Source organism: Candidatus Tisiphia endosymbiont of Neophilaenus lineatus (genome assembly GCF_964264975.1).
In the GTDB taxonomy this organism is placed as follows: domain Bacteria; phylum Pseudomonadota; class Alphaproteobacteria; order Rickettsiales; family Rickettsiaceae; genus Tisiphia.
In genome coordinates, this window is the sequence record NZ_OZ183649.1 from 528,400 (window position 1) to 553,759 (window position 25,360).

The window sequence follows — 25,360 nt, forward strand, 5'->3', positions numbered from 1 at the left end:
TTAAAATATTTGACAGAATTCACAATTTAGAAACTGTTAGTATAAAATCTCTAGAAAAGATTAAGAAAATAATAGAAGAAACTTTTAAAAATTTTATAAGTATTAGCATGTGTTGTGGAACAAAACAACTAGAAAATATATTAACATACTTTATGTTACAAACATTTACCAATTACTGAATCCCCCTTAGAGCTTACAACAATTATCCAACATAAATACCAGCTTCCTACTGCAACTTTTGCAAATGATACAAACCAAAAGTAAATTCTATACTTTCTTAATAATTAAGCTTGCATTAGTTCCTCCAAATCCGAATGAATTAGAAAGTACATAACTAATTTTTGTATTTCTAGCTTCTAAAGCAACTAAATCTATTTTTGCTTCTGCTATCGGTTTATGCAAATTTAGAGTTGGTGGAGCAACTTGGTCTCGCATAGCAAGAATTGAATATATTAATTCTACGCTACCAGCTGCTCCAAGCAAATGCCCAATAGATGATTTGGTTGACGACATAAGAACATTCGGGTTAGCATCCAAAAATAATTTTTGAACAGCCGTTAACTCTATAGCATCACCAACTTGGGTAGAAGTGCCGTGAGCATTGATATAATCAATAAGACTTGCATCAATTTTTGCATCTTTAAGAGCATAAAACATAGCTCTATAAGCACCTCTTCCATCGGGATGAGGTGAGGTCATATGATACGCATCGCCAGTAGAACCATATCCAATAATTTCAGCATAAATCTTAGCGTTTCTAGCACAAGCATGCTCATATTCTTCAAGTACTACAACACCTGCCCCTTCTCCCATTACAAATCCATCACGATCTTGATCCCATGGTCTTGATGCAAGTTCAGGCGTAGAATTATATTTAGTAGATAATGCTCTTGCAGCAACGAATCCAGCCACCCCGACCGGAGTAACCGGTGCTTCGGCCCCACCAGCAACCATAACATCTACATTACCATATTGAATCATACGCATAGCATCCCCTATAGCATGAGAGCCAGTGGAACAAGCTGTAACGACAGCTTGGTTTGGTCCGGTGAATCCGTATTTAATGGAAACATGACCTGCAAAGAGATTAATTAATGAGGAGGGGATAAAAAATGGACTAACTTTGCCATTATTTTCTTTATGAAACTTTACGGATGTTTTTTCGATCATCCCAAGTCCACCTATTCCTGAACCAAGTATTAAGCCGGTTCTATCTCCCGATAATTCATCTTTTACTTTCCACCCGCTATCCTCGATTGCCTCAGTAGCTGCTCCTATACCATATTGGATAAATAAATCCATCTTATGGACATTGCGAGGGTCAATAAATTTTTCCGGGTTAAAACCATTATCTGTTGAGTGATCCACTGTACCCGCTATTTTACAGGCAAGGTTAGAAGTGTCAAATTTTGTGATTGACTTGATGCTACTGCGGTTCTTTATAATACCTTCCCAAGAGGGCTTTACACCAACTCCTAGTGGTGTGATAAGCCCAATACCGGTTATAACAACTCTTCTAGTCGACATGATTATTTATTAATTAGTTATTTTTTTATTTATGTACTGTACAACATCAGAGACAGTTAAAATTTTACTGGCATCTTCATCTGGTATATCACATTTATACTTTGCTTCTATTGCCATCATTAATTCAACTGTATCTAAACTATCGGCTTTAAGATCCTCAACAAATCTAGACTCAAGGGTGATTGAATCTTTCTTTACTTTTAATGTATTAGCAACGATTTCAATAACATCTTGTTCGATGATATTCTGAGCAACACTTGCATCCATAATTAGAACCTCATAACTTAATTTAATTTTAGTAAAATATTCAAACTCTAGCCACTCATGATTGACTTGTATGGAATAAACATAATCTATACATAAGTAAGCTTTGAATAAGACGATACAATAATTCCAAACTTCTAGCATAAAAAAATATTTTATGCCAGTGTAAAATTTCTTTAGTTCTTAAATTAAAATATTACTAATGGTTTACAGTTTAGTATACACTCCTTCTCCTGATAATAGAAGCAATAATACCAAACAACAGAAGAGTAATAGTCATAGCCAATGCAGCGTAAGATGGAATCTCAATAAAATGTTCAGCGAATATTTTTATGCCAATAAATATTAATATTAATGCTAGCGAATATTTTATATAACTGAATTGCTCAACAATATTAGCTAAACATAAGAATAAGGCACGTAAACCTAATATGGCAAAAATATTAGAAGTATAAATTATGTAAGGATCCTTAGTGATAGCAAATATTGCTGGTATACTATCAATGGCAAAGACAATATCCATGATTTCTATAATTATTAATGATGCAAGAAGAGGCGTAATACTTAACCTATTATTAGTTTTAACAAAAAATTTATAACCGGAAATTTTAGGAGTAAGATGAAAGTATTTTTGTAGAATTCTATAAATATACGATTCCTCTACTTTAAAACTTTTTTTTGCTATATAAAAAGTTTTGATGCCTGTAACTATAAGAATAGCTGCAAAAATATATAATAACCAAGAGAATTTCGAGATAACAATGACACCTAGATATATAATTATGGCTCTAAAAACAATGACACCTAGAATTCCCAAGAATAATATCCGATGCTGATATATTAAAGGAATAGAGAAAAACTGAAAAACCATCAATATAATAAAAATATTATCCAATGACATAGCTTTCTCTATAAAAAAGCAAGTGTAGTATTCCCGGGCTTTTTCTCCCCCCATATCAAAAAAAATGAAAATACCGAAGAGGCATGCTATAATTAAATAAAAAAGGCTAAAATAAATAGTTTGGCGGAAGCTCATCACTTTATTTTCTTGGTTTGCAAAACCAAGATCGTAGATTAGTAAACCTGCAATCACTGTACAAAAAACAACCCAAGTCAAGATTCCCTCCATAAACTACTATAACAACTTGAAGAATTAATTCTCAAGTTTATGATCTGATGTTAAGCATTAGCCATTCGTGAAGTAAAGTGGGATTCTTTGATACCGAGATTGTGTAAAGCATTGTGCCACTTATTCTCTGGATGATCAGAAAAAATAAATTCTTTATCACATTTTGTTGTTATCCACAAATTCTCCTTAATCTCTGTTTCAATCTGCCCTGCCTTCCAAGCAGTGTATCCAATACATCAGATATTTTAAAAAACGATTTTACCTCTATATGATTCACCAAATTATTACAAATTAAACCCATTGCTCCTTCTGCTGTATGAGACAGCATATAAGTAAGTGATTTATTAAATATACCATCAAGCATGTAAGGAGTAGCGATCAGAACCTTATCAGATAAATTATCAAAAATCTTATCGTTTACACTCATAATGTTTATTGTATTTTAAAATTTATTAACATACTAGCTTTTAGATACATATAATGTTAAATTACTGCTATTCAATAGACCTCTTTTGAAACTTCATCTGAGAGGTTTAATAAAAATTAAAAACATGATAGTAAATATACTCAACTTCTGTTCTAAACTTAAAGTAATTTTTTAAAAAGTCTAATGTTTACTTGGTTTGATATAATAATACTGGCAATTATTACTACTTCATCGATGTTTGGGGCATATGGAGGAATAATAAAGCTTACTATTGGCTTACTTGGCTTTATAGTCTCAATTCTTTTTGCCTATTACCTATCTCCATATACTATTTCCATTATTACTCGATATTTTAATAACCACATTGCATTGTTAGTTACCTCTGGGATTATTTCCTATATTATCTCTCTAATCATATGCTCCTTTGTAACCCGTAAATTTCTTTTGATGATTTCTATTACAAGTGGTAGGGTCATTGACAGATCTCTAGGCTTAGCCGTAGGCATGCTTAGAGGTATGATTATTTGTTTAGGTATCTTCCTAGTCCTAACAATTTTCTTTTCTGACAGTTACTTACAAGCAGAAACCCTAAAAGACGTTATGCAAAATACCACTATTGATAAATATCCAAGATGGCTTAAGGAATCTGTGACTACATCGTATCTAGATAATTTAAGTAAAAATCTTATAAGAACTCTACCACAAGATAGTTTGGAGTTCATTAAATTACCTAAAAAATCAAAGATTATTGATACTACAAATGTGTTAGAAAAATCACAATCTCAAGAATCTCCCAATAAAGTAAAACAACTCCCTGAAGATCTTATGCAAGAACTTGATGAAGTATTATCAAAAAAAGTAGAGAATCATGACTAGGCTATTAAATAACTATAATAGACCTCTTTCGAAACTCGCTTGTGCTGAGGGATTTGAAGGAGACGCGGAACGCAGAACCGCAGCAGCGTACTCTAATGTACGTGAGGATTCGAGTACCGCATCGACGTACAAATCACCAGCAGAAGTAGAGTTTCGAAAGAAGTCTAATAAAAAGAGTTATATTATTGGTAGATATATTCAAGATATAGCTAATCATGAGTTTATTCAAGAGCAAAAATTTGTTGTCGAAATATAAGGTAATTTAACCTAAGTTCGATGTAACAAATTATCAGTATTATCTCTGTTAGAGGTGACATCGGGGCTATTAAACCGATGTCTTACATCGAACTCAGATTACATGAATGCTATCTAGACTAAGTTAGTTTACACAAAAGTTCCTAAATATTAAAGATATTGTTATTATTTGCTTGACATTAGTTAACAGATATTATTCTAGTAGTATACTATAGTAAATAAATTTTTAATAATCTATAATATAACTGGAGAGAGAAAATATGGGACTTATTAATAAGTATATTAAAGGAGATTGGGTTAATCAGAACCGGAAGAGTCATACCAATTGCAATAATTAACGCAGTGGTCTAAGATGGGTTTTTAACTGATAAAAGGTACTCAAATGGCTAGGTTAATATTACCACAAGGTTTTCATGGTCATGATTTTATAAAAATGATGAAACATGAGCCGCATGGTCGAAATCGTATACGTTTATTGGCGATGTATCACCTTCAATTAGGCAAATCTTTTAAAGCCATATCTGAAATAGTGAAGTCACACTGGAAAACCGTGCAATCATCGCTCAGAAGATTTAGGAATCATGGTTTTGAAGGATTATTTGAATCACAAAGAAGCGGTGCCCCTAGGAAGATTAACACTATACAAGAATCTGCTCTTTTTGATAAAATCAATACGCTCAGTAAAAGTAAAACTGGTGGATATATAACTGGAAAAGAGCTACATATCATGTTACTTGAGGAATATGGTGCTAAATGTGCTTTAAAAACAGTCTACAATACTATGCACCGCCTTGGTTTTAGCTGGATTACTTCTCGTTCAATGCATCCAAAGTCAAATCAAGAGACTCAAAATAGATATAAAAAAACTTTCCAGACATGTTAACAAAATTATTAGCAAAAAATATCGATAGATGTAAAGTTGATATATGGTCTCAGGATGAAACTAGAGTTGGGCAACAAGGTAGCTTAACTCGTATATGGGCTAAGCGTGGCACTAGACCCCGTAAAGTTCGGCAACAGCAATTTATTTCAACATATATTTACGGAGCTGCTTGCCATGAGACAGGAGAAGCTTGTGCATTAATTTTACCATATGCAAACACACAGGCAATGAATAAATTCTTAGAAGAGCTTTCTCGCAGTATTCAAGGCAACCGACATATAGCTTTACTAACGGATAATGCAGGTTGGCACACAGCCAAAAAACTAACTGTGCCAAGCAATATCACTTTGATACCGCTTCCGCCCTATGCACCGGAACTTAATGCAATGGAACAAGTTTGGGAATGGATTAAAAATCATTTCTTGTCTAACCAATGTTATGGTGTATATGAAGATATCGTTACTATGGCTTGTTACGCTTGGAATCAACTTGCTCATAATGTAGATTTAGTAAAATCAATTATGTATAGAGATTGGATAAATACACCGTGTTAATTATTGCAATTGGTATAATCCAGCTAAAACCAAGGCGGTGCATAGTATTGTAGACTGTTTTTAAAGCACACTTAGCACCATATTCCTCAACTAACATGATATGTAGCTCCTTTCCAGTTATATACCCACCAGTTTTACTTTCACTGAGCGTATTGATTTTATCAAAAATAGCAGACTCTTGTATACTGTTAATCTTCCTAGGGGCACCGCTTCTTTGTGATTCAAATAATCCTTCAAAACCATGATTCCTAAATCTTCTGAGCGATGATTGCACAGTTTTCCAGTGTGACTTCACTATTTCAGATATGGCTTTAAAAGATTTGCCTAATTGAAGGTGATACATCGCCAATAAACGTATACGATTTCGACCATGCGGCTCATGTGTCATCATTTTTATAAAATCATGACCTTCAAAACCTTGCGGTAATATTAACCTAGCTATTTGAGTACCTATTTATCAGTTAAAAACCCATTTTATAACACCGTGTTAATTATTGCAATTAGTATAATCCATTAAATCCTCCCATATACCTTTGTCAACCATCTCTTAAATCTGCGATAAATACTGTACCAACAACCATAATCATCAGCTAGAAAACGCCATTGGCAACCTGTTCTAACAATAAACCATATTGCTTCAATAAAATGTCTCATTTTTTTCTTCATTCTTGTTGTGTATACCATTTCTTTCATTAAAAAATGATAAAATTACTTCCCATGCTTGTTCTTCTATGTAATACTTCATATTGGTAGTTCCTTTTTTTGATAACTAGAAACTACCATTTCTTCTTACTATGGCAACTTTTTATTCCTCTTGCCTAACTATAATTTTTGTCAACAGAACCTAGGGTAATTTAACCTGAATTCGATGTAACTTGTTACATCGAATTCAGTATTATATGGTTTAAAGAAGGATTCATTTTAGGCTATGCCTTAAGATTGATAGATCACCACAACAGTTTGTTTATGTTATCACAAATGCACAGTGGTTTGTTTGGTGCTTGGAAGAAAGTTTGGGAGTCAAGTAAGTCAAACTATCATGTATAACAAATTTCTATAGCTGTTTCAAATATAACACAGTTGATAGAAATTTATCAAAAAAATAGTCAAGTATCTTGTAATTAATTATTTTTACATATATTATACATATATAGTAGCTGCGTGTTTAGATATTTCTAAAAAGTTTTTTAAGGTATTATGATTGCGTAGGGTCATCCCTGTGCATTCGATGGTTACCCTTGCGAAAGTATGGGGCTAGAAAAGTTTAATATAGTCTGCTAGGCTGTTTTTTTAGATTTCTCTACCTGCACGGGAATCACATAGAGCAGAAATAATTTTTGAAACTAATTGCTCTAAGAAACTGTATTTAGAAAATGAATTAACTTAAATAGGAAAAAATTATGAATAATAAAAGTGAAAAAAGCAGTTTTTTGAAAAAATTGCTAGCGACTGCTTCTATTGCTTCAGTTATAGTCGGTGGAAGTAATACGGCATTTGCTGTTGATAAAGCTAGGATTACTACTAATACCCCAGCTAACGTTAGTGCAAAAGCTGGTGCAAATAGTAATTGGGCAGAGGTAAATGATGTTGGTGCTGTTATCAATCGTACTGGGGGGCTAGCAGGTCCAACTGATAATCAGGCAGCTATATTTGGTGATAATAAGCATATTATTAATATTGATGCTCCTCGGATACTTACGGCAATTAGTTCTGGTGGCAAGGATAATTCTGTTGTACAGCTTAATGCAAATCTTACTGTTGGTTCTGTCGTTGATATTCTTGGTGATGCTAATGCTAATGCTAATGCTAATGTAGTACAATTTACTTTTGTTGCTCCTGGTAGTACTCTTACCTTAAACGGTGCAGCTGCTGATAAGTCTAAACATGGTTTTACTGCAGATAATAACAATTATGACGCTTTAGGTACGATTCGCTTCATAAATTCAGGTGTTCAGACCTTGAATATTAGTCCTACTGCTCCTGCTAACATCGTATTTGAGAAATTTAAAGTTGAGAACGGTACAAGTGCAACATTGAATATTGACAATGCTAACTCTAAGACAACATTTAAGCAATCAGAAGTTGCTAAAGCCTACATAATTAACATCTCTGATGATAGTGTTGTTGAATTCAGCTCTACTAGTAATATCTCGTTTAAATTACAACAGGAAAAAGATAGTAGAATCAACTTTGGTGCGAATGGTGATGGTACATTGTTATTTACTTCTAATGCTCCTGGTCATTCTAAGTTTATAGTTATGAATGGATCTCTTGGTGGTAATAATAAAGATGGAGATGGTACAATTCACTTCGATAGTGCTGCGCACCTTAGCACTTTTAGTCATACAATTGTAGATGCTGCCGTAGTTGGTATAAATAAGGAGAATAGAGCTAAAAAATTCATAGTTACTGCTAATAGAGATCATCGTGCAGTAATTGAAGGAAGAGTATATACTAAAGAGCTTGAATTACGCGGTGGGAAGATTGTTTTCAGCAATGAGGTTGATGTAGGAGATCAGGGTAAGACAAACATGATAACAGCAGTGTCGAATGTAACTCTAAACGACAATAGTAATCTTGGTACAACAGATTTCCATGATATAAATAGTGTAATTACTGTGGAACCTGGTAAAATCCTTGAAGGAAACTTTCATGCTAACTTAAACGCTGCTGGTAGCGCTGGTGGAACGATAGTTTTTAAAGGTGGGGGTGCATTAAAAGGTACAGTAAACAACTTGCTTGTAATTGAACATAACGTTGGTATTCTGAAATTGTCAGGACAGCATACTGTCACTGAACTAAAAGGAATGAAGACTGGTACACATTTTAAATTTGATAAGGATTATAAACTGATCGGTAATATTCATCATAATAACCCTACTGATTCAAATTTAATGTTTGAGGGTGATGCTGAAATTATTGGTAATATTACAGCTGGTAATATTATCATCCCTAAGGATAGCACAGTAAAAGTTGCTGGTCATATGATTAGTGCTGCTAGTATCTTTGATGATGCTGATAGTGGAACATTGAAATTAACTCATAAAGCAGGTGATGTAACCATTAAATCTACAATGAGTACTAATAGTGGCGGTATTATTGATGCAACTGAAATGAAAAAGGATAGTACTTTAAATATTACTGGCATTATTGGTACGAATCCTGCTGGTAATGATCCTAATGCTTTAAAGAAATTATTACTGAACGGACAAAAACCTAACTTTAATATAGATGCAGCTGCAGCTGACAATAAATGGGTTAATATTGCTGGAATTGATTTTGGTGGTGGAGCTTCAACAGTCAAGATGAATGTTGATGCTGCTAAATATGCCTTTGGAGCTTTAACAAATGCAGAGGAAGCTAAATTTGAAGTTAGTGAGAATGTTGACTTATATAATACAACAACCTCTCAGGATGGGGGAGTAAAGGAAATCAAGTTTACAGAATACAATAAGACTCTTACTCTTCATAAAGGTAATGATATTACTGCTAAGTGTATAACTGCTTTCGGTGGAGATAATGGAAGTAATCTAGTTTTTGCTGGGGATGCTGCTCTAAAAGGCGACATAGGAACATCAACCAGGCAATTTAAAGGTCTCAAAGTAAATGCTGGTGTTAAGGCAATTACATCGGGTCAAGGCTTTTTCAGCGAAAATATAGAATTAGCAGATGCCGAATCTACATTAGTTGTAGATGGTAATTATACTACTAAAGCAGTTGCTGGTAAGGGAACACTGAAATTTGTTAATGATGCTGGTGTTGGTACTGGTGTAAAATTCACTACTACAGCAGCTGCTAATGCTGGTGTTATTAACGGTATATCTACCTTAGAATTGCATGGTGGTAATGTTGAATTAGTAGGTGATAACGGTCTAAAATTTAGCAATATTAAGTTTGCAACTGCTGCAAGCTTAACTTTAGCTTCAAATATGAAACTTGATGGGATAAGTGTTGATAGTACTCTTGATAGTGCGAGTTCTAAAGGTGCTAGACCTACAGTTATATTATCAGCTATTGATCACACTATTAGTAAACCTAACCATATTGGTGATAAGGAACATTTGGTTAATCTACAATTTGCTGGAGATAATACCTTAAATGTTACTACTACAGACTTCTTTGCTGGTGTAACAACTACAACTGATAATCAAGGTGCTGTTAACTTTAAGGCTGGTTCTGATAAGGTTTATGGTTTAGGTTCTAGCGGACTCAACTTAAAAGCTGCAACTTTTGAAGTAAATACCGAAAACTTTGGTGATACTTATGTCAGTAATGCTATTATTAATGACAAATTGAAGTACACAGCTGGTGGAAAAGTAGCTGGTGGACTACAAGTTGGTAGTGATAAAGGTAGTTCTGTAGCTGAGTTTAAAGATGGTGTTATTTTGACAGCTGCTGTAACCAGTAAGGGAGCAGATAATAAGATTAACTTCACAGATAATGCTGCTATTATTGGTACTAAGCTTGGTACAGAGAATGCTCGTTTTAAGGCTATAACATTTAATGGCAATAAAAAAGTAGGCTTGAAGAATGCTGCTATGTATGCAGAAGTAGTTAACTTCGGTACTGAAAATATCGTAATTGCTGATAACAACATAATTAGTGGTACTTCACATGTTAATGGCAGTATTAATTTGAACTCTGGTAAGTTAATCTTCCAAGATAACAAAAATGATGTAAATTCTACATGGGGTCCTAAAACTTCTATTAAAACTACCTTAACTGCAGATGAAAAACTTGGTTCTATAGAAGTTAATACTCCTATAGAGGTGGCTGCTAGTGTACCAGTTAATGTTATAGTCATGCAGGATGAAGCTCAATTAGGGGCGGAACAAGAGTACAAGTTGATTAGCAATGGTAAAAATCTAATTCTAGGTAATGATGCACGATTTGGTCCTCTAACAGTAGCAAAATCAACAAATCAAGCATATGTAAAGTGGACTGTTTCTACTAAAGATGATCAAGATTTTTACTTGTTGCGTTCAAATGATGCTGCAACTATAGCTCCAGCTGATGTGAAACTTGCTGGTGGTGATGATAAAGATCAGGAAAATGCTGCTTTGCTTGGTCGTGAGGCACCAGGTCCTATGACTGATGTTGGTACGTTATCACAAGACCCAAAAGTACGTGGTGATGCACTAAAAAGAATTGTAAATGCTGAGAATGCACTAGTAACTGATGCTGTCGAACATACTAATGCTGGGATTGCTAGTTTAGTGGGAGCAAGACTTGCTCAAGTTGATGAACAACAAAAACCTGTAGGTAGTGGTTCTAATGATGTAGCTGGTGCATCAATGGGTGCATGGGCTATGCCATACTATAATCAAGCTGTTCAGAAGGGTGAAGGTAGTGTTGTTGGCTATAAAACGAAATCTGCTGGTGGAATCCTTGGTTTCGATGCTTTAGCAAACGAAAATCTAATGATCGGTGCTGCTGTTAGTATTGTTAGAACTGATATGAAATACAAAGATTATAAAATTGGAGAAAAAACAAACATTAATACTGTGATGCTCTCTATTTATGGATCACAACAACTTGATAAAAATTTCTTTGTACAAGGTTTGGTTTCTCTTGGTTCAAATAAAATTAAGAATAGCGATCCTAGAAAAGTTCCTACTTCTCGTAATGCTAGTGGTCAGCAGATTGCTCAAGCTAGTTATGATTCTCTGTCTTACGGTGGTCAAGTATTATTTGGTTACAATGCTAAAATGTCTGACTCAATGTCATTAATACCGATGGCTGGAATTCGTTATACAGGTTCTAGCGATGAAGGTTATAAAGAAACTGGTACAGACAACGTAAATAAGGTCGTTGCTAATAAGACTAACAATAAAGTTGAAGCTGTGCTTGGTACTAGATTTGCAGTTTCTGTAGATACTAGCGGTATTACAGTGATGCCTGAAGCACATGCTTTTGTTTCTCAAAAGTTATTTGGTGATTCAGGGAAAGTTAGTGCTAAATTAGATGGTATGACTAGTTCGTTTGCTACTAGATCTGACAAAGAGGCAAAAACATTATTTAACCTTGGTTTAGGCGTTACTGCTAAAGCTGGTAATATGGACTATGGAGCTGGTTACGATGCATATTTAGCTAGTAAATATGTTGGTCACCAAGGTACTTTAAAAGTTCGTGTAAACTTCTAAACTAATCTTTTAAGTTTACTTATCTATTACTTCAAACAAAAGGGTTTTCTTTTAAAAAAGAAAGCCCTTTTTGTTTAATAAGAGTGCTTACGAATTGATTCTTCCTGATAAGTTTGTCGTCAGAATTTGCTTTCTCTTCTTATATAATGGGCTAAAAAATTTAGACAAAAAAGCATGTAGTTTTGTTTCGTAATAAGATAGAATAAAAAAGCCTTTAATCTTAATATTCATCTCATCTAAATGCCATTTATCAGTTGGTTTCCTCTCTCGCTTTCTGATAACATCTTGAAAATAAACCGCAAATTTATTGCACCAAAATCTTACTGTCTCATGACTTAAAATAATACCTCGATAGGCCATCTGTTCTTGTACATCTCTGTAACTATTATTGAATCGATGATATAATACCAATTGCAATAATGCACACGGTGTATTTATCCAATCTCTATACATAATTGATTTTACTAAATCTACATTATGAGCAAGTTGATTCCAAGCGTAACAAGCCATAGTAACGATATCTTCATATACACCATAACATTGGTTAGACAAGAAATGGTTTTTGATCCATTCCCAAACTTGTTCCATTGCATTAAGTTCCGGTGCATAGGGCGGAAGCGGTATCAAAGTGATATTGCTTGGCACAGTGAGTTTTTTGGCTGTGTGCCAACCTGCATTATCCGTTAGTAAAGCTATATGTCGGTTGCCTTGAATACTGCGAGAAAGCTCTTCTAAGAATTTATTCATTGCCTGTGTGTTTGCATATGGTAAAATTAATGCACAAGCTTCTCCTGTCTCATGGCAAGCAGCTCCGTAAATATATGTTGAAATAAATTGCTGTTGCCGAACTTTACGGGGTCTAGTGCCACGCTTAGCCCATATACGAGTTAAGCTACCTTGTTGCCCAACTCTAGTTTCATCCTGAGACCATATATCAACTTTACATCTATCGATATTTTTTGGTAATAATGTTGTTAACATGTCTGGAAAGTTTTCTTATATCTATTTTGAGTCTCTTGATTTGACTTTGGATGCATTGAACGAGAAGTAATCCAGCTAAAACCAAGGCGGTGCATAGTATTGTAGACTGTTTTTAAAGCACGCTTAGCACCATATTCCTCAAGTAACATGATATGTAGCTCTTTTCCAGTTATATACCCACCAGTTTTACTTTTACTGAGCGTATTGATTTTATCAAAAAGAGCAGATTCTTGTATAGTGTTAATCTTCCTAGGGGCACCGCTTCTTTGTGATTCAAATAATCCTTCAAAACCATGATTCCTAAATCTTCTGAGCGATGATTGCACAGTTTTCCAGTGTGACTTCACTATTTCAGATATGGCTTTAAAAGATTTGCCTAATTGAAGGTGATACATCGCCAATAAACGTATACGATTTCGACCATGCGGCTCATGTTTCATCATTTTTATAAAATCATGACCTTCAAAACCTTGCGGTAATATTAACCTAGCTATTTGAGTACCTATTTATCAGTTAAAAACCCATTTTATAACACCGTGTTAATTATTGCAATTAGTATAAATTCTTAGAAGAGCTTTCTCGCAGTATTCAAGGCAACCGACATATAGCTTTACTAACGGATAATGCAGGTTGGCACACAGCCAAAAAACTAACTGTGCCAAGCAATATCACTTTGATACCGCTTCCGCCCTATGCACCGGAACTTAATGCAATGGAACAAGTTTGGGAATGGATTAAAAATCATTTCTTGTCTAACCAATGTTATGGTGTATATGAAGATATCGTTACTATGGCTTGTTACGCTTGGAATCAACTTGCTCATAATGTAGATTTAGTAAAATCAATTATGTATAGAGATTGGATAAATACACCGTGTTCATTATTGCAATTGGTATAATACACATAGCACTGAAATTTAGGTAACAATTGTCACTGATAATCTATAAATTATTCCCTACATTTGCTCAATACTTAATTTACATTTCTCTTAACTTGACGGTGCCTCCTAAATCAATTAAATTAATAAAATCAGGTAGGACAAATTGTTGGTTTGAAGTAGTTTTGACTGAAGGTAAAAATCGTGAAATTAGAAAGATATTTGAACATTTTGGCTTGACTGTTAACCGGTTAATTAGAATTAGCTATGGAGATTTTTTATTAGGTAATTTGCAACCAAATCAGTATAAAGAACAGCCATTCGAAAAATTTAAGAAATTTTTATGATTAGAATTATAGCAGGCAAACATAAAAATCGGATCATACCTACCTTAAAAAACTCTAACTATCGTCCTTCCACAGGGAAAATCCGAGAGGCGATTTTTAGTATACTAACTTCAGGAGAATTCATTGATTGTAGGTTATTTAACAATGAATCTAAAGTTCTCGATTTATTTGCTGGCACGGGTAGTTTAGCTTTTGAGAGCTGTTCTAGAGGTACTGGAGCAGTTACATTAGTTGATATAAATGCTAATTATTTACAGGCAGCAAAAGAGTTTGCTAGTAAAATAGGTGAGCTGGATAAAATGACTTTCTTAAATATCAATGCTATAGCTTTGCCAAAATGTAAAAACAGCTTTGATTTAATTTTTATTGATCCGCCATACGGTCATAATCTTGTCCCAAAAACAGTAAATGCTTTAAAAAAAGGTCAATGGTTAAAAGATGGTAGCATTATTGTAGTCGAACTTGCTAAAAATGAAGATTTTACTGATAACTCTTTGGAACTCATTAAAGAAAAAATATACGGTGATAGTAAATTGCTTATCTTAAAATACATAAATGTTCTATAATATATATTATGGAAAATAAAACTTTAGCAATTTATTTCAACATATATTTACGGAGCTGCTTGCCATGAGACAGGAGAAGCTTGTGCATTAATTTTACCATATGCAAACACACAGGCAATGAATAAATTCTTAGAAGAGCTTTCTCGCAGTATTCAAGGCAACTGACATATAGCTTTACTAACGGATAATGCAGGTTGGCACACAGCCAAAAAACTAACTGTGCCAAGCAATATCACTTTGATACCGCTTCCGCCCTATGCACCGGAACTTAATGCAATGGAACAAGTTTGGGAATGGATTAAAAATCATTTCTTGTCTAATACCAATTGCAATAATGAACACGGTGTATTTATCCAATCTCTATACATAATTGATTTTACTAAATCTACATTATGAGCAAGTTGATTCCAAGCGTAACAAGCCATAGTAACGATATCTTCATATACACCATAACATTGGTTAGACAAGAAATGATTTTTAATCCATTCCCAAACTTGTTCCATTGCATTAAGTTCCGGTGCATAGGGCGGAAGCGGTATCAAAGTGATATTGCTTGGCACAGTTAGTTTTTTGGCTGTGTGCCAACCTGCATTATCCGTTAGTAAAGCTATATGTCAGTTGCCTTGAATACTGCGAGAAAGCTCTTCTAAGAATTTATACTAATTGCAATAATTAACACCGTGTTAATTATTACAATTGGTATAATACTGAATTTGTTGATAGTTATAAGGTAGAGACAAATTCTAGAAAGCTTTTAAAAAATCTAGGGTCAAAGTTAGTTCATATTGTTGAAAACAATACTAGGTTCTGTTGACAAAAATTATAGTTAGGCAAGAGGAATAAAAAGTTGCCATAGTCAGAAGAAATGGTAGTTTCTAGTTATCAAAAAAAGGAACTACCAACAAGAATGAAGAAAAAATGAGATATTTTCTTGAAACAATATGGTTTATTGTTAGAACAGGTTGCCAATGGCGTCTTCTAGCTGATGATTATGGTTGTTGGTACAGTATTTATCGCAGGAGTACATGCTTGCTCATCTGGATATATCCCCAAAGGTAATCAAGAAGAAGCGGCTTTAGGTAGCAGCAGAGGTGGTTTTAGTACTAAAATTCATGCCCTTGTTGATGTCCTTGGTAATCCATTAAAGTTTATACTAACTGCTGGGCAAAGAAATGATGGTGCTAGGCAAAGCGGATAAATTACAGTTGGTGAAAATCCAACCTACGTAAAGTTTAGCCAACAGCGTAGAACCAAATTTCACATAACTTATAAGGAACGATATTTAATTGAGTGCTTATTTGGTAAAATCAAACATTTTAGGCATATATTTTCTAGATTTGATAATGCTCCAGCCACTTTCTTAGCTTTTCTAAATTTCGTTGGAACTTTAATATGGTTACGTTAAAATTTTTGTCAACAGAACCTAGCATCAAATTCTTCTGAATTGGCTTTAATATAAGGAGAAATGCCCCCTAAAAAAGGGTTCTTATATCTAATTGAGGTTAGTATATTCATTTAGAATTCTCTTGATATTATTGAGCATGGTAAGTTCATTTTTCTTTCTAGTAAATACACAATATATTACTTTACTTATAGTGGTGCGTTTTTTAACTTGCATAACCAACTCTTGTTGAACGATTGTTCGAATTGTCATTAGATTACCATTAATTAAAAATTGTGATAAAAGTTGAAGCTGTTCAACACTAAAATTTGTTAGTAATATTCTAATAATTACCGTAACATAACCTGAAGGAGTTGTTATACTAGTTCTCCTGACATATTTTTTAAAACTTAAACTAGATGTTTTATTTAAATATTTGTCACTAAAAATTTCTACAAAATTTATTTCACATAATTGTTTTTTTACTTCTAACCTTTCTTGTTCAATTAGTCTTAACGTTTTAACTGAAGTAACATTGCTATTTATCTTATAATCAGCTGCAATTTTACATGTTATTACCTGTTGTACAAACTCTGCATAATTTAGCTCTTTTTTTAATAATGAAGTAATATTTTTAAATAACAACTGATACCTAGTTTTTAAAGCATTTTTAGTAAAACTATCTAAAGAAGCATATCGTTTAATAATTTTAACTTCAAGTTTTGCAGAAAATTTAGACTCAATAGAAGAAATCATTAAAGAAATAGTATGACCACTTTGGATATTTTGAGTTAACCTTTTTCTAATCTGAGCTAATATATAATTCAGATCAGAATCTTCTGTTATATTGAGCATCCTGATAGCATCTATATGCTTTGTAATATTAATTAAAATTTCATGCATAAAGACATTTTGCCGGAGTAAGAATCTTTCTATTATAGCGAACTCTGCATTTTCTATCTGATGTATTATTGCATTATAATTTTCAAATAATACTGAAAGCTCATATCCTGAATTATTAAGTTTACTGAAACTCTTCCTAAATTTTGATTCATCATGTATTCTTAGCAAAATATGGTTTATGGTCTGAGATTTAATAGATAAATCTTTTAGCCTATTATATAAGCAAATTAACTTAGCATTGGTTAACTCCATCAATACATTGTGATCATCTATTAAAAAATTAGTAATTTTTTTTAAAATGTATGTGTAATCTACAGTGTTTTCTTCTTTCAGTGTTAATAATATATTGGCATGAAATAACAATGGAACAGATTCTTTCTTTATGTCAATAGTAGAATCAATCTGCCATAATTCTTTAATGAGCAACAATTGATCTAAAAGTAGATTTTGTTGCTCAAGCGATAAATTATCTAAATTTAAAACAATTGCAGTTGCTTGTAGATTATTTATAACATCTTGATTTTTAATATCTTCAGTTATTAATATACAACAATGTTGTACAAAGTTTCTAGCTAAATCCATTACAGGTTTTAGTGCCTTATTATTTTCTTCATGATATAAAGTGGAAGAACTTTTTAAGCAATCAACCAATTGATTAAGAGAGGTAACAAAATTTGTTACTTCTTCCATTTGATATTTTTGTTGCTTTAACGTTTCAATAGAGAGAGGTCCGTAATGCTCAAGAACAGAGAGCAAGTTCTTTTGACTATCTAGACTAAGATAATCAAGCAACTCACTATTCTGTTGTAGAATCTTTATAATATTAAAAGTACGTAAAGACCTTTTTAAAGTACTAGGATATTTACAAGACACGATGCATTCAGAGCTTAAAGAGACAAAACAGCCTTTTAATCTTTCTTCATACTTACTAATAACCTTAGTATTAAAATCTTTCATAATTAATTTTCTTATCGTGTTATTCAGTATCTAGGGAGGAGAATCAATTAACTAATCAGAACATAAATTATACGTATGTATACCCATTTCATGCTTCCATCAAGCATTATATCAGTATCATCATGGTATCCCAATATATTTTTCACTTCTTCTTGGGTTGTGTTACCTTATTTGCAAATAAGACTTAATTATCACGAAAGTTACGAAGGGATTCAAATCATTATAACAGTATTTTTATTTTAACTAATAGTATTTTTTATTTATTAGAAAAATATTTATAGTATATAAATTAATTATTTTGTTACGAATAAGTAAAAATTTTTATTGCTTAAATATCAGTAAAACCTTATTTTTATAAGGGCTTCTCATAAGGAATATAAAATCCTGAAGAGTAAAGTATTTAATTTAACTAAAAACTATATCAAAACTTATGCATAATATCCTTATCATTATAATTTCATTATTGTTAATATCATGTTCGGAAGAAAGTGATAAATCTAATAATAAAAACAAACAACCTGATAATAAGGTTGAAGTGACGCAGGAAAAAGCTCCACAAGAAGAAAATAATGACAACCTTGCCAATGATAAATGGAATACAATAGTAAATCCTCAAGACAGTACGGCTTCAACTAATACGGAAGAACCTCTAGATACGGTAGAGGATTCTGCTACTAACTCTACTGATATAAATGATGTTAGCTTGAAACAGATGCCTTATAAACCAACTTTCAATGTTAGCCAAAATGATATAGTTCTTGGTAATGTTAAGGCAACTGTAGTGGTAGTTGAGTATTTTTCTCCAACTTGCCCACATTGTGCTTATTATCATGAAAAAATTCTACCTGAGCTTAAAAAGAAATATATTGATACCAATAAAATTGCTTATATAATTCGTGAATTTATCGGTAATAAGCAAGATTTAGATGCAGCAATTTTGGCACGTTGTCCAAATGATCTAGATAGTTTTCTTAAATTCCAAAGTGTAATACTAGCACAACAAGATAAATGGGGTAGTAGCAATAGATATCGTGAATTACTAACAAATATAGCTCAAATTGGTGGAGTATCCGCAGAAACTTATGCTAAATGTCTTAATAATAATAAAATTTTCGAAACATTACTTGCTAATACTAACCTTGCTGCTAGTTCACAAGGTTTTGTTGGTACACCCGCATTTTTTGTTAATGGCATACTAACAAATGGATATAGTTTAGAAATCCTTTCTAGGGTAATTGATAAAACGTTAGAAAACTCTAGTATCAAATCCGAAAATTAATACACTTACTTAATCTCAACTATCGATGTAACAAGTTAACCATAGTACCCTACATTTTTCTATAATCGTCGTAGCAAGGCTCTTTAGATGCCGTGGCGATCTAGGTAAACAGCGCAGCTGTTTTTTTAGAGTAACGCTTCGCGTATCCTGATCTTGGATTGTTGCGTCGCCGCTTTTTCGCGACTCCTGGCTAATAGACGATCAGCAGCCATTTTAATGGTGGTTATATAAAAAAAGTAGGGTATTATGATAACATACCTTCTATGTTATTTTTTTAGATTCCCGCAATTGCTTAGAATGACAGCGTTTTGACGTTAGTACTATAGTTATAGTACTAGGATGACATCGTTTTTGGCTAAAACCTTTTCGGGGTAACTGTATTATTTCTCTTTAAATGCTCTAAACATCGTATCAGTAATAGGATCAAGTAAATATTTCAGGAGAGTCCTTGTGCCAGTAACAATTTGAACTTCCGCTTGCATACCAGGATGTAACTCTAACTTTTTAGCTTTTGCAATCTTATTAAACTCATCCATATCAATCTCAATTCTAGCGATATAATAAGTGGTAGGATCTTGGCTTGGAGTATTTCTGTCTTGTACAATATCAGGAGATATTTTAACAACTTTGCCAGTAAATAACGGCGTTGTTCTAGATTTAAAAGCACTGAAGCGAATTTTTGCTACCAAGCCTTCATGCACTGAATCTATATTCTTGCTTGGAACTTTTGCTTCTATTATTAAATTATCATCAGTTGGAGAAATCTCTAGAATCGGATAACTTGGTGAAATCACCTGTCCTATTGTATGATAGTTCAATACATTTATAATACCATCAACTGGTGATTTAATAACCACTCGATTTAAAGAGTCCTGATGTGCATTAAATGCTTCTTTAAAACGAGCTACTAGCTCTTGTGCCTCTTTTAGTTCAGTCAGAGTTTTCTCTGTATATTTATTCTGTAAGTTAATAATGCTAATCTCACACTCTATAATCGAATGCTTAATAGATGCAATCTCAGCTTCTGCCATAGCTATCTCACTTTTGTACTGTGCTTCCTTAGCTTCTAAGTCTAATAAAGCGGCTTTATTGGCAAAACCTTTTCCATGCAATGTACCCATTGCCTTTAAACGATCCTTAACAACCTCTAGAGTTTTTACATTTGCAACTTTTTTAGCCTGCGTACCTTCAATTTTTTTATTTAATTGCTCGATCCTTTGCTGTAAGGCATTTTTTTCACTTTTATATACTTCTTTTTTAGACTGAAATAAATTTTCTTGGGTATGTATAATCCTTGCTACTTCAGGTAAATTGATATCTTTGGTTAATAATTCTGGAAATTCAATCTGAGCTTGATTATCTCTCTCGGCAATTAAACGACTTTCCGTTGCTAAAGCATGTCTATATTGGCTTAAATTACTTTCATATGCTGACTTAATTCTTGTATCTTCTAGCTCTATTAATTTATCTCCTTCTTTAACTTGATCACCTTGTTTAACAAAAATATTAGCTATAATTCCACCTTCTTGGTGATTAATTGTCTTCTTATTACCACTCGTTATAACAACACCCAATGCTGTAGCAGCACTATCAAGAGGAGCAAAACTGCCCCATACCCCTCCAACTAATACAAAAAAGATTATTACATATACCCCAAAAAGAATTGGGGATCTAGCAATTTGCACTACATCATTGCGATCAACATCATTATTTTTAGTAACAAAATTGACGAAACGATCAAGATAATATAATGTATTTTTAATGGCATTAGAAATCTTTACTATTACCTTTTGTGATACAATAGCTCCCTTTGTTTTTTTTGTGTGTGTTAAATCATTTTGTAGCGACAAAAGTTGTTTAAGTTGCTCCGCTGTAAATGCCGGCTTATTGTTATTTGACTTTTCTTCCATATTTAAAACTTATTCATTAATGTGGATTACACCATTTTGCAACAGTTTAACTCGATTTTGCATTTCTTCTTGAGTGCCATAAAGAGCTACCACCCCATCTTGTAATACCAAAATCTTATCTACCACCGATAATACAGAAGGTCTATGAGAGATAACAACTACAGCAATACCCTTAGATTTTGCTTGCTTTAAGCAATGTGATAGGGCTATTTCACCTGCTTCGTCAAGATTTGCATTAGGTTCATCTAAAATAAGTAATTTAGGATTACCATAAAATGCTCTAGCAAGACCAACTCGTTGCTTTTGTCCGCCAGAAAGATTAGAGCCTGCTATTCCAATATCTGAATCATAGCCATCTGGTAATCTTAAGATCATTTCATGAGCCCCAGCAATTTTAGCTGCCTCAATTACTTTTTCTGGCTCAGCATTTTCAGCCATCCTAGCTATATTTTGCTTTATACTACCACTAAATAACTCTATTCCTTGCGGCAAATATCCTACATGTTTACCAAAGTCTTCCCTGTTCCAACGATAAATTTCTCCACTATCAAGCCTAACAGTCCCTGACGATGCTTTCCATACCCCAACTAAAACTTTTGCTAAAGTTGACTTACCTGCTGCAGAAGGTCCTATAATTGCTAATATCTCACCAGGCTGCACCGCAAAGGACACTCCTTTTAAAATGTATCTTGGTACTGGCGGTTGTGGTATATGTGGAGGAATTGGTATCGAATAATAAATATTCTCCACAGTTAAATGTCCTTCAACATTTGGAATTGGCATTGCTTCTTCTCTTAATTTATACGAAGCAAATAGTTGATTAATATTTTTATAAGATTTTATAGCTCCGCTCATACTTTTCCATAACTCAATAGCGTTATCAAAAGGGGCTAAAGCTCTACCAACTATAATGGAACTCATAATCATACCACCAGTAGTCATCTCTCTTCCTGAAGTACTAACAACAACATAAGCCCCAATACCAGTTACCAGCATCTGCATAACATTACGGATAAATCTTGAAAAATTAGAAATAGCACCATTACGGTAGCTAGCAATTGATTGCTTCTCCAAAGCAGCAATATTAAACTGATGCCAATTTGTCGTAACATTTTTCATCATGCCCATAGCTTCTACAACTTCTGAATTTCTATTGGCGATGTCAGCTTGCGTCATACCCTTTATAGAAAATTCAGTAGCTTCACCGAGAGTTTTATTAGTTGCAGCTGCATTAAAGAAAGCCGTAGATACAATAATAATAGCCCCAGCTAATGTAAGGATTCCAATATATGGATGAATTAAGAAAATTACTATTATATAGACAACACTCCAAGGAGCATCAAATAAAGTATTAATACCAGTGCTAGTTAGAAAGGTTTTTACTGCTTGGAAATCACGAAGTAACTGACTAGCACCGATATTAGTACGAGTTGCAGAGGCTGAAATAGAGTGACCAAAAATTACAGGACCAATTGTTTTATCCAACCATTCACCAACTTTAATTAGGGTGAATGATCTAGCAATTTGCAATAACCCATAAATAAAATAGATCGTACCAATAACAATAGACAACCACATTAATGTAAATAAGTTACCACTTCCTATAACCCGATCAAGAACTTGCAAGGAATAAAGAGGTGTTATCAACATTAACAAGTTAATAACAAACGCAAAACTAAAAACTATCCAAAACGCAATTTTGCATTTCTCAAGAGCAGTAGTTAGGGGATTTATTACTTGAGATACTAATGCACTATTATTTCTCATATTACCATTGTTATATTATATTTTTCTGAATATATAATCTATATCATCTAACACAAATTAAATTAGCCTGTCCTGATAATAGTAGTTATCCGAACCTGATGGCTTCCTGGCTCTATTATATTTTTTACTGCTAATTGGTAAAAATTATACTATTTGTAATATTTTTTATTTGACTCTACACTATACGCAAAATAAATAATATGGCAACCTCTTTATTATACCTTTAGAGCTTAGAAGTATAACAGAGTAATTTTAAAATCACAACTAATGATAAAAAATACTAAATTATAGAAACGAATAGTTGTCATCGCGAGCCACAAAGTGGCGTGGCGATCCAAATAAACAGCTTGCTGTTTTATTTTTTGCCATTGCAACTTTTGGATTACCATGTCGCCGCTTTGCGGCTCATTGCAATGACATTTATGCATTAAAAAAACAAACTTTTCTATCATTAGTTGTGACTTTTAAATTACCCTGAAATATAACCTAATTACTTTTTCGACAAATATCCTTTTATCAACTCCTCAGCAATTTGTACAGCGTTTAAAGCTGCTCCTTTACGTAAATTATCTACTGTAATCCATAAATTAATGGTATTTTTTTGACTAGGATCATTTCTAATTCGCGAAACATAAACAAGATCTTTACCAACAACATCTATGGGAGAAACATATTGTGTTTTATCCAAATGAGAATTAACTACAATAGAGTCTGATTCTTGTAGTATTTCTTCTATTTCTTTAGTATCTATCTCTCCACTAAACTCAACATTCACTGAAATAGAATGACCAACAAACACTGGCACTCTTACGCAAGTTACACTAAATTTAGCATGTGATCCTATAATTTTTTCTAATTCCAAGGAAATCTTCGATTCTTCACTAGTAGAACCGTCTTTATTAAAATCACCTATATGTGGGAATAAATTAAAAGCTATTTGTTGTGGGAAAACTTTAGGCTCGATGTCCTTAAAGACATATTTTGCCTTGGTTTGCTCATAAAGCTCATCCATTCCTCTCTTTCCTGCTCCTGAAGTCGATTGATAAGTCGATATCACCATTCTCTTAATCTTTACTGCATTATACAAAGGCTTTAATACAGTAGCTATAGGAGCAGTACAACAATTCGGATTAGCTATAATATTTTTAATAGTATAATCTTTAAGGCTCGCTAGATTGGCTTCTGGAACTATCAAAGGAACATCAGAATCAAGTCTGAAAAATGACGATTTATCGATAACTATGCAACCTTGTTCTGCAACCTTGGGTACATATTTCTTTGATATTTCTGAACCAGCTGAGAAAAAAGCAATATCGATTTTACTAAAATCTACACTGTCTATGTCAGATATTTTTATAGTGCCATCTCCAAAGCTAACCTCTTTACCATTAGACTCACTCGAAGCTATAGCGTGGATATTATTAATTGGAAAATTTCTCTCAAACAAAATTTCTAAAGTTTCTCGCCCAACATTACCCGACGCACCAATTACCGCAATATTATATTGTTTTGTCATCTACATATCTTTTTATCAATTGACTATATCAGCTTAGAAATAGTTTTTCCCCCTATAATATGGAAATGAAAATGGAACACACTCTGTCCAGACTTTACCCCTTTATTAGTAATCAAACGATAGCCATCTTGATCTAAACCAACTAGCGATGCAATATAGGCTAGTTTGGTGAAATAATCTTTAATTTCATCGCTAGAAGCTTTAAGGATAAAATCACTATAGTCAATATACTCTTTTTTTGGTATAATTATTATATGTACTGGAGCTACAGGATTTATATCATTAAATGCTATTAGATTATCATCTTCATATATTATCTCTGCTGGAATATCTTTACCAATAATTTTTACAAAAACATTATTCTTGTCATACATATTATACTCTCATTTTTATTATCTACTCCCAAATGTCAATATTTGAGATTACTATAACACATTTTTTTCATCCTCTAAGCGTTCTAAAAATTTTAATTCAGCTTCTATCTCAGATTTTGCTAATATTATGTCTGTCAGTTGGTATTTCTTTTTTTGCAAATCATATTCTCTCATATCATCGCTGAAAAAACCAAATATCAACATAATGGCGAGTTGACTTACAGAAATAAAATTAGTACAACCTAAACTTGATATAAAAATACTTAATATCAAAGTAGTTATTAGTGGTAACCACATTCTATGATAGAATGCCCAAAACACGCTTAAAAACGCAGCAAATAATGAAAAACCTTGCTTGATAAGAATAAAATCATTATCTTTTTTTTGAGGATTAACATATATTGAATAAATATTCATAGGAAAGTCTTGTAATTACGATATTAA

Annotated in this window: 21 protein-coding genes and 5 pseudogenes; 11 read left to right on the top strand and 15 right to left on the bottom strand. The window is 33.1% G+C overall.

The features are described from left to right. Window positions 1-267: 267 nt before the first annotated feature. The 4 genes and pseudogenes from fabF to ACFE3K_RS03200 form a co-directional block, all read right to left on the bottom strand. The gene (fabF, locus tag ACFE3K_RS03185; protein ID WP_375359333.1) at window positions 268-1,527 is read right to left on the bottom strand and encodes a beta-ketoacyl-ACP synthase II; all 1,260 of its coding nucleotides are present in this window, start codon (window positions 1,525-1,527) and stop codon (window positions 268-270) included. Window positions 1,528-1,536: 9 nt separating this feature from the next. Next, on the bottom strand, window positions 1,537-1,794 hold the full coding sequence (gene acpP, locus ACFE3K_RS03190; RefSeq protein ID WP_341747960.1) for an acyl carrier protein: 258 nt from the start codon (window positions 1,792-1,794) through the stop codon (window positions 1,537-1,539). Between the two features lie 211 nt (window positions 1,795-2,005). Further along, entirely contained in the window at window positions 2,006-2,908 is a 903-nt protein-coding gene (locus ACFE3K_RS03195) for a TerC/Alx family metal homeostasis membrane protein (protein ID WP_375359334.1), read from the bottom strand. Window positions 2,909-2,970: 62 nt separating this feature from the next. Next, window positions 2,971-3,347 (bottom strand): annotated as a pseudogene (locus tag ACFE3K_RS03200) (YqgE/AlgH family protein). 183 nt (window positions 3,348-3,530) lie between these two features. Here ACFE3K_RS03200 and ACFE3K_RS03205 point away from each other — a divergent pair. From ACFE3K_RS03205 to ACFE3K_RS03220, 4 genes are all read left to right on the top strand, one after another. Then, entirely contained in the window at window positions 3,531-4,223 is a 693-nt protein-coding gene (locus tag ACFE3K_RS03205) for a CvpA family protein (protein WP_375359335.1), read from the top strand. Continuing rightward, window positions 4,216-4,479, top strand: a complete 264-nt coding sequence (locus ACFE3K_RS03210; protein ID WP_375359336.1) for a palindromic element RPE1 domain-containing protein — start codon at window positions 4,216-4,218, stop codon at window positions 4,477-4,479. Before ACFE3K_RS03205 ends, ACFE3K_RS03210 begins: the two co-directional genes overlap by 8 nt. A gap of 381 nt (window positions 4,480-4,860) precedes the next feature. Continuing rightward, window positions 4,861-5,361 (top strand): helix-turn-helix domain-containing protein, encoded by a 501-nt coding sequence (locus tag ACFE3K_RS03215; RefSeq protein ID WP_375358475.1) that lies wholly within the window; start codon window positions 4,861-4,863, stop codon window positions 5,359-5,361. Then, on the top strand, window positions 5,355-5,915 hold the full coding sequence (locus ACFE3K_RS03220; RefSeq protein ID WP_375358342.1) for an IS630 family transposase: 561 nt from the start codon (window positions 5,355-5,357) through the stop codon (window positions 5,913-5,915). Before ACFE3K_RS03215 ends, ACFE3K_RS03220 begins: the two co-directional genes overlap by 7 nt. Here ACFE3K_RS03220 and ACFE3K_RS03225 read toward each other — a convergent pair. Next, on the bottom strand, window positions 5,881-6,306 hold the full coding sequence (locus ACFE3K_RS03225) for a helix-turn-helix domain-containing protein (protein ID WP_375359337.1): 426 nt from the start codon (window positions 6,304-6,306) through the stop codon (window positions 5,881-5,883). The two genes, ACFE3K_RS03220 and ACFE3K_RS03225, sit on opposite strands and share 35 nt — an antisense overlap. A 122-nt stretch (window positions 6,307-6,428) precedes the next feature. Then, on the bottom strand, window positions 6,429-6,569 hold the full coding sequence (locus ACFE3K_RS03230; RefSeq protein ID WP_375359338.1) for a transposase: 141 nt from the start codon (window positions 6,567-6,569) through the stop codon (window positions 6,429-6,431). Between the two features lie 746 nt (window positions 6,570-7,315). On the opposite strand from ACFE3K_RS03230, the gene ACFE3K_RS03235 reads away from it, so the two are divergent. Next, entirely contained in the window at window positions 7,316-12,058 is a 4,743-nt protein-coding gene (locus ACFE3K_RS03235; RefSeq protein WP_375359339.1) for an autotransporter domain-containing protein, read from the top strand. An 87-nt stretch (window positions 12,059-12,145) separates the two neighbouring features. Here ACFE3K_RS03235 and ACFE3K_RS03240 read toward each other — a convergent pair whose 3' ends face one another. Together ACFE3K_RS03240 and ACFE3K_RS03245 are read right to left on the bottom strand one after the other, a co-directional pair. Continuing rightward, on the bottom strand, window positions 12,146-13,039 hold the full coding sequence (locus ACFE3K_RS03240) for an IS630 family transposase (protein WP_375359341.1): 894 nt from the start codon (window positions 13,037-13,039) through the stop codon (window positions 12,146-12,148). Beyond that, window positions 13,033-13,482 carry a helix-turn-helix domain-containing protein gene (locus ACFE3K_RS03245; RefSeq protein ID WP_375359342.1) on the bottom strand — a complete coding sequence of 150 codons (450 nt, stop codon included), beginning with the start codon at window positions 13,480-13,482 and terminating at the stop codon, window positions 13,033-13,035. Before ACFE3K_RS03245 ends, ACFE3K_RS03240 begins: the two co-directional genes overlap by 7 nt. Window positions 13,483-13,610: 128 nt before the next feature. Here ACFE3K_RS03245 and ACFE3K_RS03250 point away from each other — a divergent pair. From ACFE3K_RS03250 to ACFE3K_RS03265, 4 genes and pseudogenes are all read left to right on the top strand, one after another. After that, window positions 13,611-13,937 (top strand): annotated as a pseudogene (locus ACFE3K_RS03250) (transposase); the annotation flags it as partial. 107 nt (window positions 13,938-14,044) lie between these two features. Continuing rightward, window positions 14,045-14,263: pseudogene (locus ACFE3K_RS03255) on the top strand (pseudouridine synthase); the annotation flags it as partial. Then, entirely contained in the window at window positions 14,260-14,829 is a 570-nt protein-coding gene (gene rsmD, locus ACFE3K_RS03260) for a 16S rRNA (guanine(966)-N(2))-methyltransferase RsmD (protein ID WP_375359343.1), read from the top strand. The pseudogene ACFE3K_RS03255 and the gene rsmD, both read left to right, overlap by 4 nt. Window positions 14,830-15,048: 219 nt before the next feature. Then, window positions 15,049-15,225 carry a transposase gene (locus tag ACFE3K_RS03265; protein WP_375359344.1) on the top strand — a complete coding sequence of 59 codons (177 nt, stop codon included), beginning with the start codon at window positions 15,049-15,051 and terminating at the stop codon, window positions 15,223-15,225. Between the two features lie 68 nt (window positions 15,226-15,293). Here ACFE3K_RS03265 and ACFE3K_RS03270 read toward each other — a convergent pair. After that, window positions 15,294-15,440 (bottom strand): annotated as a pseudogene (locus ACFE3K_RS03270) (transposase); the annotation flags it as partial. Between the two features lie 277 nt (window positions 15,441-15,717). On the opposite strand from ACFE3K_RS03270, the pseudogene ACFE3K_RS03275 reads away from it, so the two are divergent. Beyond that, window positions 15,718-16,234 (top strand): annotated as a pseudogene (locus ACFE3K_RS03275) (transposase); the annotation flags it as partial. Between the two features lie 87 nt (window positions 16,235-16,321). Here ACFE3K_RS03275 and ACFE3K_RS03280 read toward each other — a convergent pair. Next, window positions 16,322-18,070, bottom strand: coding sequence for a hypothetical protein (locus ACFE3K_RS03280; RefSeq protein WP_375359345.1), 1,749 nt, complete (start codon window positions 18,068-18,070; stop codon window positions 16,322-16,324). A gap of 430 nt (window positions 18,071-18,500) precedes the next feature. Here ACFE3K_RS03280 and ACFE3K_RS03285 point away from each other — a divergent pair, with 430 nt between their 5' ends. After that, entirely contained in the window at window positions 18,501-19,349 is an 849-nt protein-coding gene (locus ACFE3K_RS03285) for a DsbA family protein (protein WP_375359346.1), read from the top strand. A gap of 380 nt (window positions 19,350-19,729) precedes the next feature. On the opposite strand, the gene ACFE3K_RS03290 is transcribed toward ACFE3K_RS03285, so the two are convergent. The 5 genes from ACFE3K_RS03290 to ACFE3K_RS03310 form a co-directional block, all read right to left on the bottom strand. Continuing rightward, complete coding sequence (locus tag ACFE3K_RS03290) at window positions 19,730-21,259, bottom strand: HlyD family type I secretion periplasmic adaptor subunit (RefSeq protein ID WP_375359347.1); 1,530 nt, start codon at window positions 21,257-21,259, stop codon at window positions 19,730-19,732. A 9-nt stretch (window positions 21,260-21,268) separates the two neighbouring features. Further along, window positions 21,269-23,026, bottom strand: coding sequence for a type I secretion system permease/ATPase (locus ACFE3K_RS03295; protein WP_375359348.1), 1,758 nt, complete (start codon window positions 23,024-23,026; stop codon window positions 21,269-21,271). A gap of 490 nt (window positions 23,027-23,516) precedes the next feature. Continuing rightward, window positions 23,517-24,542, bottom strand: a complete 1,026-nt coding sequence (gene asd, locus ACFE3K_RS03300; protein WP_375359349.1) for an aspartate-semialdehyde dehydrogenase — start codon at window positions 24,540-24,542, stop codon at window positions 23,517-23,519. 23 nt (window positions 24,543-24,565) lie between these two features. Further along, window positions 24,566-24,916, bottom strand: a complete 351-nt coding sequence (locus ACFE3K_RS03305; protein WP_341747712.1) for an HIT domain-containing protein — start codon at window positions 24,914-24,916, stop codon at window positions 24,566-24,568. A 51-nt stretch (window positions 24,917-24,967) separates the two neighbouring features. Then, window positions 24,968-25,333, bottom strand: a complete 366-nt coding sequence (locus ACFE3K_RS03310; protein WP_375359350.1) for a DUF2628 domain-containing protein — start codon at window positions 25,331-25,333, stop codon at window positions 24,968-24,970. Window positions 25,334-25,360: the final 27 nt, after the last annotated feature.

Excerpts from the sequence above, each read along its gene's own strand:
- ACFE3K_RS03220 (WP_375358342.1), top strand. The coding sequence starts at position 5,355 with ATGTTAACAAAATTATTAGCAAAAAATATCGATAGATGTAAAGTTGAT.
- ACFE3K_RS03290 (WP_375359347.1), bottom strand. The coding sequence starts at position 21,259 with ATGGAAGAAAAGTCAAATAACAATAAGCCGGCATTTACAGCGGAGCAA.
- ACFE3K_RS03280 (WP_375359345.1), bottom strand. The coding sequence starts at position 18,070 with ATGAAAGATTTTAATACTAAGGTTATTAGTAAGTATGAAGAAAGATTA.
- ACFE3K_RS03305 (WP_341747712.1), bottom strand. The coding sequence starts at position 24,916 with ATGTATGACAAGAATAATGTTTTTGTAAAAATTATTGGTAAAGATATT.
- ACFE3K_RS03210 (WP_375359336.1), top strand. The coding sequence starts at position 4,216 with ATGACTAGGCTATTAAATAACTATAATAGACCTCTTTCGAAACTCGCT.
- ACFE3K_RS03310 (WP_375359350.1), bottom strand. The coding sequence starts at position 25,333 with ATGAATATTTATTCAATATATGTTAATCCTCAAAAAAAAGATAATGAT.
- rsmD (WP_375359343.1), top strand. The coding sequence starts at position 14,260 with ATGATTAGAATTATAGCAGGCAAACATAAAAATCGGATCATACCTACC.
- ACFE3K_RS03230 (WP_375359338.1), bottom strand. The coding sequence starts at position 6,569 with ATGAGACATTTTATTGAAGCAATATGGTTTATTGTTAGAACAGGTTGC.
- ACFE3K_RS03215 (WP_375358475.1), top strand. The coding sequence starts at position 4,861 with ATGGCTAGGTTAATATTACCACAAGGTTTTCATGGTCATGATTTTATA.
- acpP (WP_341747960.1), bottom strand. The coding sequence starts at position 1,794 with ATGGATGCAAGTGTTGCTCAGAATATCATCGAACAAGATGTTATTGAA.
- ACFE3K_RS03240 (WP_375359341.1), bottom strand. The coding sequence starts at position 13,039 with ATGTTAACAACATTATTACCAAAAAATATCGATAGATGTAAAGTTGAT.
- ACFE3K_RS03245 (WP_375359342.1), bottom strand. The coding sequence starts at position 13,482 with ATGATGAAACATGAGCCGCATGGTCGAAATCGTATACGTTTATTGGCG.
- ACFE3K_RS03295 (WP_375359348.1), bottom strand. The coding sequence starts at position 23,026 with ATGAGAAATAATAGTGCATTAGTATCTCAAGTAATAAATCCCCTAACT.
- fabF (WP_375359333.1), bottom strand. The coding sequence starts at position 1,527 with ATGTCGACTAGAAGAGTTGTTATAACCGGTATTGGGCTTATCACACCA.
- ACFE3K_RS03235 (WP_375359339.1), top strand. The coding sequence starts at position 7,316 with ATGAATAATAAAAGTGAAAAAAGCAGTTTTTTGAAAAAATTGCTAGCG.
- ACFE3K_RS03285 (WP_375359346.1), top strand. The coding sequence starts at position 18,501 with ATGCATAATATCCTTATCATTATAATTTCATTATTGTTAATATCATGT.
- ACFE3K_RS03205 (WP_375359335.1), top strand. The coding sequence starts at position 3,531 with ATGTTTACTTGGTTTGATATAATAATACTGGCAATTATTACTACTTCA.
- asd (WP_375359349.1), bottom strand. The coding sequence starts at position 24,542 with ATGACAAAACAATATAATATTGCGGTAATTGGTGCGTCGGGTAATGTT.
- ACFE3K_RS03225 (WP_375359337.1), bottom strand. The coding sequence starts at position 6,306 with ATGATGACACATGAGCCGCATGGTCGAAATCGTATACGTTTATTGGCG.